The sequence below is a fragment of the Sphingobacterium shayense genome, assembly GCF_013179575.1.
Taxonomy (GTDB): Bacteria; Bacteroidota; Bacteroidia; order Sphingobacteriales; family Sphingobacteriaceae; genus Sphingobacterium; species Sphingobacterium shayense.
In genome coordinates this window covers 1-13,471 of sequence record NZ_JABMCQ010000112.1, presented here as the reverse complement: position 1 = coordinate 13,471, position 13,471 = coordinate 1, and the positions used below count along the sequence as shown (strand labels likewise).

The 13,471-nt window shown below is 38.8% G+C and carries 9 protein-coding genes and 1 pseudogene; 5 read left to right on the top strand and 5 right to left on the bottom strand.

The genetic code is table 11. The features are described from left to right. The 3 genes and pseudogenes from HP439_RS12935 to uxuA all read left to right on the top strand — a co-directional run. Nucleotides 1-292, top strand: a pseudogene (locus tag HP439_RS12935) (hypothetical protein); the annotation flags it as partial. Between the two features lie 200 nt (nt 293-492). Further along, entirely contained in the window at nt 493-1,314 is an 822-nt protein-coding gene (locus HP439_RS12930) for an SDR family oxidoreductase (RefSeq protein WP_172390755.1), read from the top strand. A 9-nt stretch (nt 1,315-1,323) separates the two neighbouring features. Further along, nucleotides 1,324-2,496 carry a mannonate dehydratase gene (gene uxuA / locus HP439_RS12925; RefSeq protein ID WP_172390757.1) on the top strand — a complete coding sequence of 391 codons (1,173 nt, stop codon included), beginning with the start codon at nt 1,324-1,326 and terminating at the stop codon, nt 2,494-2,496. On the opposite strand, the gene HP439_RS12920 is transcribed toward uxuA, so the two are convergent. The 4 genes from HP439_RS12920 to tyrS form a co-directional block, all read right to left on the bottom strand. Continuing rightward, nucleotides 2,493-3,518, bottom strand: coding sequence for a LacI family DNA-binding transcriptional regulator (locus HP439_RS12920; RefSeq protein ID WP_281358195.1), 1,026 nt, complete (start codon nt 3,516-3,518; stop codon nt 2,493-2,495). The genes uxuA and HP439_RS12920 overlap by 4 nt on opposite strands. Nucleotides 3,519-3,537: 19 nt before the next feature. Beyond that, nucleotides 3,538-4,185 carry an outer membrane lipoprotein periplasmic chaperone LolA1 gene (lolA1, locus tag HP439_RS12915; RefSeq protein ID WP_172390754.1) on the bottom strand — a complete coding sequence of 216 codons (648 nt, stop codon included), beginning with the start codon at nt 4,183-4,185 and terminating at the stop codon, nt 3,538-3,540. 1 nt (nt 4,186) lies between these two features. Next, a complete protein-coding gene (locus HP439_RS12910; protein WP_172390753.1) occupies nt 4,187-6,820 on the bottom strand; it encodes an FtsK/SpoIIIE family DNA translocase in 2,634 nt (877 codons plus the stop codon). A 633-nt stretch (nt 6,821-7,453) separates the two neighbouring features. Next, nucleotides 7,454-8,737, bottom strand: a complete 1,284-nt coding sequence (tyrS, locus tag HP439_RS12905; RefSeq protein WP_172390752.1) for a tyrosine--tRNA ligase — start codon at nt 8,735-8,737, stop codon at nt 7,454-7,456. 87 nt (nt 8,738-8,824) lie between these two features. On the opposite strand from tyrS, the gene HP439_RS12900 reads away from it, so the two are divergent. After that, nucleotides 8,825-9,499, top strand: a complete 675-nt coding sequence (locus HP439_RS12900) for an ACP phosphodiesterase (protein WP_172390751.1) — start codon at nt 8,825-8,827, stop codon at nt 9,497-9,499. A 56-nt stretch (nt 9,500-9,555) separates the two neighbouring features. Continuing rightward, complete coding sequence (locus HP439_RS12895; RefSeq protein WP_172390750.1) at nt 9,556-11,232, top strand: amino acid permease; 1,677 nt, start codon at nt 9,556-9,558, stop codon at nt 11,230-11,232. A 155-nt stretch (nt 11,233-11,387) separates the two neighbouring features. On the opposite strand, the gene HP439_RS12890 is transcribed toward HP439_RS12895, so the two are convergent. Further along, the gene (locus HP439_RS12890) at nt 11,388-13,331 is read right to left on the bottom strand and encodes a KUP/HAK/KT family potassium transporter (RefSeq protein ID WP_172390749.1); all 1,944 of its coding nucleotides are present in this window, start codon (nt 13,329-13,331) and stop codon (nt 11,388-11,390) included. Nucleotides 13,332-13,471 lie beyond the last annotated feature (140 nt).

The following is a 13,471-nucleotide window of genomic DNA, read 5'->3' as shown; positions in this document are numbered from 1 at the left end:
CACGAACAAGAAAGTGATGATAGAGCTAGATAAATTAGTCCGAAGGCGGTTACGCGTTTTACTTTGGAAACAATGGAAGACAGGCAGAAATCGAATCCGGAATCTAATGAAATTAGGTGCTAAACACTGGCTTGCCTACCAACATACCTACACTCGTAAATCTTACACTCGAACAGGGACAAGCCCCATACTCGAAACAACGCTGACAAACTCGTATTTCACTAAATTAGGTTACGAAGGATTTGCGGACTATTATTACTGGAGAACAACACATCAAACGACGTTATTCTAACAAACCGCCTTGGTACGGATCCGTATGCCGGGTGGTGTGAGAGGACAGATAGGGAAATAATCCCTATCTTCCTACTCGATTTGTGTCAATTTTCGACTGATAGGTTTCGCAATCGTTATCGTTGATTCTTCCATTTGAAATACGGAACATCCTTAAAAAAATGCGTATTATTGAATAGTATAAGCTGAATTAAAATTATTATGAGTATTCTAGAAAAATTTTCTTTGCAAGGTAAAGTCATTGTTGTTACCGGTGGCACTGGCGTCCTTGGGAAGTCTTTTGTAAAAGCGTTAGCAGAAGCGGGGGCTAAAGTATGTATTATCGGAAGAAACAAAGAACGCGCTGAAGAACGCGTTGCGTTGGTTGAGAGTCTAGGAGGACAAGGACTAGCGATCGTTGCTGATGTGATGGATGAATCTTCTATACGTTTTGCAAAAGAAGAGATTGTCGCAAAATGGGAAACAATAGATGGCTTAGTAAACGCGGCTGGCGGTAATATTCCCGGAGCCACGATTGGGCCGGATGATGACATCTTTGATAACAAAATAGGAGATACTATAAAAGCAATCGAACTCAATCTATATGGAACCATTATTCCGACGATGATTTTTGGTGAGGTGATGGCACAAAAAGGGGTTGGCTCTATTATTAACATTTCTTCTCTTGCGGCGAGTCGACCGATTACACGCGTACTTGGGTATACTGTCGCGAAACACGGTGTTGATGGGTTTACCAAATGGATGGCATCTGAATTGGCTTTACGTCATAGCGATAAGATTCGAGTCAATGCAATTGCACCTGGCGTGTTTTTGACTGAACAAAATAGAACGTTGCTAACCAATCAGGATGGTAGTTATACCGATCGTGCGAATAAATTCGTTCGTAATACTCCATATCAAAGATTGGGTGATCCGTCCGAATTAGAAGGCACGCTTATTTATTTGTTAAGCGATGCGTCTGGTTTCGTTTCTGGTGAAACGATATTTGTTGATGGCGGTTTTAACTCTTGGTGTGGTGTATAACTATTTATGATGGAAAGAAAATTCTTACAACAAGCATGGAGATGGTACGGTCCTAACGACCCGGTCTCTCTACAAGATATAAAGCAAGCGGGTGCTACGGCAATTGTTTCAGCTCTACACCATATTGCCCATGGGGATGTTTGGCCATTGGAGGATATATTAGAGCGTAAGCGGCAGATTGAGCAGGCGGGATTGGACTGGTCTGTCGTTGAGAGTGTGACTATCCATGAAGCAATTAAAACACGGTCCGATGAAGTAGATTACTATCTGGATAACTACAAACAGACTCTAAAAAATCTTGCTTCCTGCGGTATAACAACGGTTTGTTATAATTTTATGCCTGTTCTTGACTGGACTAGAACACAGTTAGATTTAGAAATGGAGGACGGGTCAAAAGCTTTGTACTTTGATTGGGTAGATTTAGCGGTTTTCGATATTTATATTCTTCAACGTCCGGACGCATCAATGTCATATGCACCGTCTTTAGTCGAGCAAGCGAGGACCCGCTATAACACGTATACAGAAGACCACAAGGTTTTTCTGCAGGGAAATGTTTTAATGGGTATCCCTGGAGAGAAAGATCCTTCCTTAGATGACCTTCGCCGTAGTATTGAAATCTACGATAAAATAGGGTTCGATGGACTTCGTGAGAACCTTGTGTATTTTCTTACTGAGATTGCAGACGTATGTGAAGAGTTAGGAATTAAGATGACTATCCACCCTGATGATCCACCGTATCCGATTTTAGGATTACCGCGCATCGCGAGCACTATCAATGATTTTCAATTTATAATAAATAGTGTAAATAAGCCCTTTAACGGAATTTGTTTTTGTACTGGATCACTTGGCGCAGGCCCTGATAATGATCTGGTGGAAATATTTAAAAGTGTTGCTTCACGTGTGAATTTTATACATTTAAGAAACGTTCAACGAGATGAAATAGGAAATTTCTTTGAGGCCAATCATCTTGAAGGAAACGTTGATATGTATGCAGTGATGAAAGAGGTTATTGCTGAAAACCAACAACGAAAAGAACCTATCCCATTTCGTCCGGATCACGGACACCAAATGCTTGACGACCTAAAGAAGGTTACGAATCCTGGTTATTCGGCAATTGGACGATTGCGGGGTCTGGCGGAATTACGCGGGTTAGAGTTGGGGATAGTTAGAAATTTAAGTTAGCCCAAAGTTGAGCGTCGGAGCTGAATTGTAGTGGGGAGTTTAATGTCTTCCCATTCTATTTGACTCCGATTCTTTTTGTTTATTGTTTCAATTAATTTGCGAACGGATAATTCCCCGATTTCTTTGGTGGGCTGTCGAATCGCGCTCAAAGAAGGATTTAAAGAGAATGCAAGTTCCGTGTTCGCGAATCCTATCACAGCAATCGTTTCTGGTACTCGGATGGAAAGTTTAGCTAAAATTCCCAATAGGTGTGTCGTTATCGTGTCCGTTACTCCGATTATTGCATCGGGCGGATTTGGCAAATTAAACAACCTTGACAGGTGGTTTTCTAAGTCAATATGTAACTCATCAATACTCTTAACGTTACAAAATACCTTATACTCTGGATCTTTAGGAAGTTTATTCTGCTCTAAGGCTTTGTAATAACCGTTTAAACGTTGCTGTGTAATTCCTTGGTCAGCGCCACAAAATATCGCTATTTTTTTTCTGCCAATATCGATTAAGTGTTTGCAGGCATTGAATGTCCCTTCTGTATTTAATACCCCAACTTTATGCGTTTCCAACGGATAGTTAGTCCTATCAAATATAACGATCGGCGTTGTTTTTATAATTTGTTTTGCTAATTCGAGGTTCGAATTCTCGTGAATCGGGCAGAACAGCAGACCATCAACACTTTTATTCATCATAGATTTTAATGCGATCTCTTCAGATTTTTCATCCTCCATGCTATTCATAATTACAATTCTGTAGTTATGGGCAGCAGCAATGGTTTGCATTCCTTCGATGATTTGAGAATCAAACGAAGTGCTCATTTTTGGAAGTACAACACCGATGGTTTGCGATTTACCAGTTTTAAGAAACTGTGCTAGAACATTAGGCTGATAGTTGTGCAATTGGGCATATTCGCGGACCTTATTCTTTGTTGCAGCGCTAATTTCGTAACTATCGTTAAGAGCCTTCGATACCGTCGATACTGACATATTTAAACCTTGTGCTAAACTTTTAAGCGTCGTTTTGGCCATTGCTGATTCTAAAATCTAGTTAACGAAGATCGACAATTTCGTACGAAGGATATTTCGATTTGTCAAACACGAATTTAGTTGAAGGGATTTTATTATTCACATATAGTGTTTTAATTACGTATTTAAACTGTGCTCCCGACTTATCGAAGATCAGGAGATCGTGAATATGGTTGTTTTCATTTATACGAAGTTTTATTTTGGTGTAGTTTGTTCGCTGATCTTTAGGGGTCAGTTCGATCACTTTTAGGGAATCGCCGTTGACTGGCTCATTCTTCCCTAATACATAGTTATATCCAGTTTTATAAAAAGTAAAGATATTATTGGGCCCGATACTTGTCGATGCTTGATCTGCGGGAGATATCTGAACTTCTTTCTCTTCATGGAGGACAGACCAATTTGATATACCATCACTTAAAAGATCGTGGCTACTTAAATGTATACGGTATTGGGACTTCGGTTTATTCAGATATAATGTGCCTTTGTCAGAATAGTGTTCGCCGGTATTTTGTGTAGAGGAAAAACTAAATTCTGATTGAATGGTTTTATATGCGTCGTATTTTTTCGATACTTGATCTAGTATATTCTTAGCAGATTGATCCACCTGGCCGAAGACAGTTATCGTTGTCCAAATAAATGAGACAATCATTACTAACACATTTTTTTTCATCTTACTCTTTTTTTCTTAACGTGTCCAAATATTGTTCCAATGAGTATTCATCCGGATACAGTACTTCCCGTGCCTTACTTCCTTCGAATGGTCCGACGATTCCTGCGGCCTCCAGCTGGTCGATAATTCGCCCAGCTCGGTTGTAGCCTAGTTTCATTTTTCGTTGTATCAACGATGTCGAGCCTTGTTGATGCATGACAATTAGTCTAGCAGCGTCTTCAAACAGTTGGTCACGATCTTCTAAATCGAAATCTGCACTACCGGTCCCTTCTCCATTTTCATCGACGTATTCAGGCAACAAGAACGCCGAAGGATACCCACGTTGGCTACCGATAAAATCGGAAATTCTGTCAACTTCCGGGGTGTCAACAAAGGCACATTGGATACGTATAAGGTCACTTCCTGTTGCCAACAACATATCACCGCGTCCAATTAACTGATCTGCGCCCCCGGTGTCTAAAATTGTTCGAGAATCTATTTTCGACAATACCCTAAATGCTAAACGGGCAGGGAAGTTAGCCTTAATTGTTCCGGTGATAATGTTTACCGACGGTCTTTGTGTCGCTATCACAAGGTGAATTCCAACTGCGCGAGCGAGCTGCGCTAAACGTGCAATTGGTGTTTCTACTTCCTTACCAGCCGTCATCATCAGATCAGCAAATTCGTCTACTACGAGGACTATAAAAGGTAAGAATCGATGTCCTTCCTCAGGGTTTAATCTGCGGTTGACAAATTTTACATTATATTCTTTTAAATTCCTTACGTGAGCATTTTTTAGTAAGTCGTATCGTTGGTCCATCTCGATACACAACGAATTTAGCGTATTAATAACCTTTTTGGTATCAGTAATAATTGCTTCTTCTTCATTGGGAAGTTTTGCGAGGAAATGTCTTTCGATCGTTTTGAATAATGAGAGTTCGACCTTCTTAGGATCCACCATCACAAATTTGAGTTCAGCAGGATGCTTTTTATATAGTAAAGACGTAAGAATAGCGTTGATCCCTACTGACTTTCCTTGTCCAGTAGCACCTGCAACCAAAAGGTGAGGCATTTTTGCGAGATCCGCAATATAAACTTCATTGGAGATGGTTCTCCCGAGTGCGATCGGGAGATCCATGTCAGTTTTCTGGAATTTTTCCGTTGCTAACACTGATCGCATTGAAACCATTTCGGGAGAGCTATTTGGCACCTCAATACCTATCGTTCCTTTCCCAGGCATTGGCGCGATTATACGAATACCTAGGGCTGCTAGGCTTAACGCAATATCGTCCTCCAGGTTTTTTATTTTGGAGATTCGGACACCCGGCTTCGGAATGATTTCGTATAAAGTTACAGTGGGGCCGATTGTAGCTTTAATGTGTTCAATTTCAATATTATAATGGCGAAGCGTATCAACAATCCTATTCTTGTTGATCTCTAATTCCTGTTGGTTTATCGTTATTTTTCCAGCTCCGTAGTCTTTCAGCAGATCTAGAGTCGGATACTGGTAGCCCGATAGATCTAATTTAGGATCGTACTCACCAAATTGTGCAACGAGGTCGTCAGAAGTAATTGCTTTTTCTTCCACCGTTTTTTCAACACTCAAGCTTGGACCATTGGTATCTCCAACATCCTCGGGTGGAAATGCATTGTCAACAGTTAACGGGATCACATCGTGAGAAGCAGATTCTTCGGCGGGGTTATTTTGTTCAACTTCAACCTCAAGGTCAAAGGTCGTATTAGGTCTGATAACGTTTTCTGGTTGGGAGGCTTGATATGTCGAGGGTGGCGAGTAGGTTGATAATTCCTCGACAGGCTCGTCCTCTACTTTCGTTATATTATTAGCGAAATTCTTATTTAAATTATTTTGTTGAACCTCTTTTTTATTGAACGTTTCTAAATTGTCCTCATTTTTATCTTCTAATTCTTCCTCACTGATAATCGTTCTTGATGTCCAAGTCCATTTTAAATCAAGGTTGTAAACTAAAATCAATACAGTAAGGTAGGCGAATATTAATAAAGCAGCGATTCCCGTTGTTCCGATTTGTGCCGTCAAAAGTTTGTTCGTCCAATAACCAAATTTACCTTCCAATATGTGCGGTGAATCTGTGATGAAGTCTTGGAGATATCCAAATGTTATGGATAGGAATACGATTCCGACGATTGAATAAATGAGAGTCTTCCAGACAGGGAGTAAGGATTTTTTATATAGAAATTTATAACCAATAATAAAGAACATAAGTACAAAAAGAAAGGAAGATACACCAAACCATTCAAAAATAAATTGATTTGCTAATAGTGCTCCTAGTTTACCGAGCTTGTTCTCAACGACTGGTAACTCGATTGATTCATCTGTAATTTCTTCTGTGGAATTAAATAATGAAGACCATCCTCCATTTGCTCTTGCGATATAGCTTTGATCTTCTTTCCAAGTAAAAAGATAAGAAACAAATGCAACTGCAAGTATGAATGAAACAAACAACAAAAATATTCCCAAGATCTTTAAAGCTTTTCGTTGTCCCTCACTAAAGTTGATACCGTCGAATGATTTTAAACGAGGTTTTTTACTATATGTTACTGTTCGGGCGACTCGAGGTGTTTTCTTTACACTCGATGTTCCACTAGTATTTTTAAATGAATTTCCTTTGTTCGACATGAAAAATATATATTTCTCCTAGCTACAAACTTAAAAAAAAAGCGCGATTAATCGGCTACAATTTTGGTAAGGAAACTTGCAAAACGAGGAAAGCTCGCAAAAGCCAGTATTTCAAACTGGTGACAGGTTATTTTGTATCAGAAATAACGAGTTTAACTACGAAAGCGCTCCTTAAATTGATAAATTTCGGATAAAACAGATTTATTTCAATAGGAGAGCAGGCGTCATTGTAGTAGGAGTTTCGTTGACGGACTGTATTTGATTTAAAAGAAGATATTACTGTGGTATTTAGTCCTTTCCTTCGCCGATGGAGTTGGAAACCTTTTAATTGTCTAGTTGAGCGACGCGTCGTTTCGATAAAATGGCCGTTTCCGTCGATTCGCGCATTAATACTGTTATATGCTGTTCATCGATGAATTGTCGTTCTTTGAAAGTCCAAATGTGTTCCAACAAGGATAGCGTTATTTGCAGGTCGTTTTCTGCTCCTTTAAGTTTAATTTATGATAGCGTTATGGATTTTGTACAAAAATAAGTAAGGCAGTGCAAGGGATAAATGTGGATTATATAATCTTGCCTGTACCTGCAATCGATAATTTTCGATGAGTAGGAACGAACTACTCACCGAAAATATGCTTATTTCGCAACAATCAGGAAGTAGTTTTTCTTACCGCGTTGCGCGATGATATATTTTTCGTTGATCAGGTTGCCTTGATCGATCATCAACTCAATGTTGTTTATTTTTTCTTTATTAAGAGATACACCTCCACCCTGAATCATTTTTTTCGCTTCTCCTTTAGAAGGGAATACCGAAGTATTGACCGCTAATAAGTCTAATATATTGATTCCAGACGATAAGATAGATTTGTCAATGTCAAACTGTGGTACGCCATCAAAAACGTCTAATACGACATGGTGATCTAAATCGTTTAAAAATTCTAATGATCCATTGCCAAATAAAAATTCAGATGTTTTTATAGCCGTTTCGTAGTCTTGCTCGGAATGCGTACGGATAGTAATATCCTTAGCTAGCGCTTTTTGTACAGCTCTTGTGTGCGGCGCTGCGTCATGCTCCGCTATGATGGCCCGTATTTCTTCTTCAGATTTTAAGGTGAATATATTGATCCAATTTTTGGCATCATCGTCAGAGGTGTTTAACCAAAACTGGTAGTATTTGTATGGCGAAGTTTTTTTTGGGTCAAGCCATATTGCTCCTGATTCAGTTTTACCGAACTTTTGTCCGTCGGTCTTTTTTATTAGCTGCGTAGTTATCGCATAAGCAGTGCCTTGATCTTGACGACGAATCATTTCACTTCCAGTGATTATATTTCCCCATTGGTCTGATCCACCCATTTGTAGTTTACAATTGTGGTGTTTCCACAAATAATAGAAATCGTAACCCTGAATCAACTGATAGGAGAATTCAGTAAAGGATAATCCGTTCTCACCGTCTAAGCGTTTCTTTACGGAATCTTTAGCCATCATGTAATTGACAGTGATTAGTTTTCCGACATCACGAATGAAATCCAAAAATTTAAAATCCTTGAACCAATCATAATTGTTGACCATTTTTGCATCATAGGGTCCGTCTCCAAAGTTTAAGAATTTAGCAAGCTGCTGCTTTAAACAATCGACATTGTGTTGCAAGGTTTGTTCATCTAATAAGTTCCGTTCTGCGGATTTAAAAGAAGGATCCCCGATCATCCCAGTCGCGCCACCTACTAAAGCTACAGGTTTGTGCCCAGCATTTTGAAAATGGATTAACGTCATTATCTGAGTAAGGTGCCCCACGTGGAGTGAATCGCCGGTGGGATCGAAACCGATATAGCCTGAGATTTTTTCTTTGTTTAGTAATTCTTCAGTGCCCGGCATTATATCTTGTAACATGCCCCTCCAGCGTAGTTCTTCTACAAAGCTCATCTTTTTATGTTTACGATTTTTTACTTTAGGTAGCAAAGATAAAATATTAAGCCGTATCTTTCGATAAATATAACTACAAGTTGAACGTTGAATTTTCTCGCACACTATTATTTCGAACGCTATGCTCCTGAATCAGAAAGAATCTTAGGTGCAATTCTGCCTGATTTATTAAAGAACGTCGATAAAAGATACGGTTTTCATCCTCAACAATTTGAGGAAAGCCTATTCGCACACCCAAAAACTATGTGGATTTCCGAAGGATGGTATCGTCATGTGGAAGTAGATAAGATTTTTCACTCATCAATTTATTTTCTTGACCATTGTCATGTTTTTCGTAAAATGTTAGTACCCGTCGTGGAGCATCTACCTATTCGAGCCTCTTTTTTAGCGCATATTGCGATTGAGTTATTGTTAGATCATTTGTTGATTGAAAATGAGCAGGTGAATCCCGTGAGATTATACGAACACCTCGAGCAAGTCAATAGACCTATAATTGAGCGTTATTTAAATACAATAGGGGAGATCGATCTGGAACGTTTTTTTTCTTTTTATGAGGGATTCCTGCGCTCGCGCTATATTCTTGAATATAAAGACGTATCTAACCTGTCTTACGCGCTATTTAATATTTGCAAGCGACTATGGAATTTTGAAGCGACGGATCGAGACCTGGTCAATTTAACACAATGTCTTGTAGATTATAAAGACGCGTATTTAACCAATTATATTGATATCTTTCATGAAATACAACGCAAAATAGTTTAAATCGTTTTATTTTTTACCATTTTTGTGGACAAATTAATGCTGTTAACATTTTGTTTATGATTAATAAACTTTTCAGAAAGAAGAGTGTAGATCAAATTTTACTTGATTCAAAGGAAAGTACTGGTTTAGCAAAAGTGCTGGGGGTTCGTGATTTAGTATCATTGGGAATAGCTGCTATTGTTGGAGCAGGTATATTCAGCACCATTGGCTTAGCGAGTTACGAAGGGGGACCCGCAATATCGTTATTATTCGTGTTTGTAGCCTTTGCTTGTGTCTTTACCGCGCTTGCTTATGCGCAATTTGCGAGCACGGTACCTGTGTCTGGAAGCGCTTATACATATGCCTATGTTGCCTTTGGTGAACTCTTTGCATGGATAATAGGGTGGGCGCTGGTATTGGAATATGCTGTATCAAATATGGTCGTAGCTATTTCATGGTCGCAATATTTTGTGTCCATGTTGGAAGGATTCGGCTTTCATATACCGGGTTGGTTAACGATGGCTCCTGCATATGCTGTGGAGGCGCACGACAAGTTTTTAAGCCAAGGTGCCGCAGCTCTTTCAATTGCTGAGCAGGCTAATTTAGAAGCTTACCTGTCTGCCCCAGTGATTGGTGGAGTTCCCATCATATTCGATTTACCAGCTGGACTTATCACAGTTTTTGTAACCTGGCTTGTCTTCATTGGTATTAAAGAATCCCAACGAGCGAGTAACATTATGGTTGCCATAAAAGTAGGAATAATTGTACTTGTCCTCATTGGTGGATTATTCTTTGTGAGACCTGAAAACTGGACACCGTTCGCGCCTAACGGACTGCATGGCGTCATGGGATCAGTTGCAGCCGTTTTTTTTGCTTTTATTGGTTTTGATTCAATATCTACGACTGCGGAAGAATGTAAGAACCCCCAAAGGGATCTTCCACGTGCAATGATATTATGTTTAATAATTTGCACCGTGCTGTATGTCGCCATCACGATCGTGCTGACTGGAATGGTTAACTATACGGAACTTAATGTAAAAGATCCACTTTCGTTTGTATTTAAATACGTTGGATATGATAGTATGGCTGGCATCGTTTCTGTAACATCAGTTATCGCTATTACCAGTGCTTTGCTTGTTTATCAATTAGCGCAGCCTAGAATATGGATGACCATGAGTAGGGATGGATTGCTGTCAAAGCGTTTTGCACGCATTCATCCAAAGTACAAAACACCGTCTTACGCGACAATTGTCACTGGAATCGTTGTAGCTATTCCGTCTCTTTTCTTCAAAATGGATTTTTTTGTTGATTTAACGAGTGTAGGTACTTTTTTTGCCTTCATCTTGGTTTGTGCAGGAGTTTTATATATGGATCATTCGGGGTTATCGTCGCGATCAAAATTTCGTGTGCCTTATATAAATGGTAAATATTTAATTGGTATCGGCTTTATTGTTGCTTGGGCAGTTGTATTGGGATATGCTAATGAGATAGTGGAAAATTGGAAGCATATGTCCTCGATAGAGATTTTCGAACATAAATCGCTCGTGATAATATTTTGGCTAGTTTGGATCGTATTAGCTATTATGGGTTATAAGTACAATTTTTCTTTACTACCTGTCATTGGAATATTAATCAATCTTTATCTAATGAGTGAGCTAGGGGCTAGCAACTGGATCATCTTTATTGCGTGGTTATTAATCGGACTAGTATTTTATTTTGCGTATGGATATAAACATTCTAAGCTAAATAAATAGGAAGATTTACTTGCTCTGTTTCCTTATTGATCAGTCGGTGTCCTCGATGAAAGGATGTAACTAGGTTGTTAATAGTTATTTACGGCCGAAGGTATGTGTAATCATGTAGTCAGTGAATTGACACACCTAATGGTTACACAGTAATCCAATTAGGGCTAATTCAATCGTGTTAATTTGACCTCTTTGGTGTTTGGAATATTCAAAGGAACCCTTTCTACGGTAACAAAGCTACTATCTAAACCAAATCCTCGTTCTTCCGATAAGCTGAATTTTTTTAATGTTTTGTAGATTTCGATAATTACTTTTTGATGCCACTTTAGATCGTTGGTTTTTGAAATTATTTTCTCCAAGATTACGAAATTAAAATCGCCAGGAATACCATGTTTTTTTAGGGTATTATAGTTACTTGTAATATTTATTTCACCTTTTTCGACCATGTCTTCTACGACTTTGCGGAACAATAAGCTAATTTGTTGCTCTTCTCGGAACCCAAGTTTAAAATCAATGCGGATTAACTTGTTTGGAATTAATTTCTTAACGACGTATTCTCGTGTATGTGGGTTATCCATTACATCAACATGTACAAGCCAATAAACATCTGCTCGCTTTGGTTTTTTATTGATCATTGAGTAAATGATCTTATGCTCGATTTCGTTGTTATTGTTTGCGCTAGTGAGATAAACAAGGTGAGAAGCAAAAAGTGGTACCGATTTATCCTCACTAAGCTCTGAAATGATCGGGTAGTATTTTCTAATATCCACGAAGCGAACAAAGCTATTTTTTATTTTTCTAGCTCCGTACCATGAAAACATTGCAATGAAAAGTGTACATGCTAACAGCAACGTTAACCACCCTCCGTGCGTAATCTTTACAAAATTACCAGCTAAAAAAGTGAATTCAATGCTAAAGTAAGCTATAGCGAAGATCAAAATCGCAATCTTGTTTATTTGTATACGTAACAAGAATTTGCACATTAAAATCGTCGTCATAATGAAAGTCACATTGATGGCAAGTCCATAAGCGGCCTCCATATTTGAGGATTCTTGGAATACTGCAATGATTAACATACATCCTACGTACAATAACAAATTTATTGAAGGCACATAGAGTTGTCCCTTGTGGTCGCTAGGGTAGCGAATAGCCACTTTGGGCCAAATGTTTAAACGTACTGCTTCAGAGATTAGTGTATAAGACCCTGTGATCATTGCTTGACTAGCAACCACCGCGGCCAAAGTCGCGATTGCGACGCCGTAGACGACAAAGCCATCAGGCATAATGGCATAGAATGGATTGATATCACCCATCGGTTGTCCAGCGTGTTGAAGTAACCAAACACCTTGACCAAAATAATTTAGAATTAGCATTAATTTCACGAAAACCCAACTTACTCGAATATTCGTTTTCCCACAATGTCCCATATCAGAATACAACGCTTCCGCACCTGTTGTACATAGGAAAATTGCACCAATAAAGAATAATGCGTTCGGATAATTAATCAAGGTTGAAATCGCATAATAGGGGTTTAACGCTGCGAAAATCTCAGGGGTTTGCATAACGTAAACAAATCCAAGTACCCCAATTGTACTAAACCAAATAAACATCAGTGGACCGAATATTCGGCCTACTATTGAAGTGCCAAAACGTTGTATAGCAAATAGAATACTTATAATGAATACTACAATTGGTACCGTAGGCACTTCCGGGTAATGGATCGCTAATCCTTCTATAGCAGATGAAATTGTTATCGCGGGCGTAATCATTCCATCTGCTAGCAGTGTGCTCGCCCCAATAATTGCTGGAATGATAAGCCATTTTGCTTTTCGTCGAACCAGAGAATACAAAGAAAGTATACCACCTTCGCCTTTGTTATCAGCATTTAAGGTAACCCAAACATATTTGACTGTAGTTTGTAATGTTAATGTCCAAAAGACACAGGAGAGGCTACCTAGAATTAAGTCTTCTTCGATAATTCCTTTATTAAAAATAGCTTTAACGACATATAACGGCGAGGTGCCGATGTCGCCGAAGATGATACCTAAGCTTATTAATAACCCTGCAAAGCTTAATCGTTGTGTATCACTATGCTTAATCGTTTTCATTTAAAAAAAAATATGGTGCAAATGTACGGGAATTTATTATTGGATCCGAAAGAAATATGGCTTAACGAAGAATCTTGTTAAAAATTGTTAAAACCTAAAAAAAAAGTAAAAAATGTGGAGATCATGCTAAGAAAAAAATT

Excerpts from the sequence above, each read along its gene's own strand:
- HP439_RS12930 (WP_172390755.1), top strand. The coding sequence starts at position 493 with ATGAGTATTCTAGAAAAATTTTCTTTGCAAGGTAAAGTCATTGTTGTT.
- uxuA (WP_172390757.1), top strand. The coding sequence starts at position 1,324 with ATGGAAAGAAAATTCTTACAACAAGCATGGAGATGGTACGGTCCTAAC.
- HP439_RS12920 (WP_281358195.1), bottom strand. The coding sequence starts at position 3,518 with ATGGCCAAAACGACGCTTAAAAGTTTAGCACAAGGTTTAAATATGTCA.
- lolA1 (WP_172390754.1), bottom strand. The coding sequence starts at position 4,185 with ATGAAAAAAAATGTGTTAGTAATGATTGTCTCATTTATTTGGACAACG.
- HP439_RS12910 (WP_172390753.1), bottom strand. The coding sequence starts at position 6,820 with ATGTCGAACAAAGGAAATTCATTTAAAAATACTAGTGGAACATCGAGT.
- tyrS (WP_172390752.1), bottom strand. The coding sequence starts at position 8,737 with ATGAGCTTTGTAGAAGAACTACGCTGGAGGGGCATGTTACAAGATATA.
- HP439_RS12895 (WP_172390750.1), top strand. The coding sequence starts at position 9,556 with ATGATTAATAAACTTTTCAGAAAGAAGAGTGTAGATCAAATTTTACTT.
- HP439_RS12890 (WP_172390749.1), bottom strand. The coding sequence starts at position 13,331 with ATGAAAACGATTAAGCATAGTGATACACAACGATTAAGCTTTGCAGGG.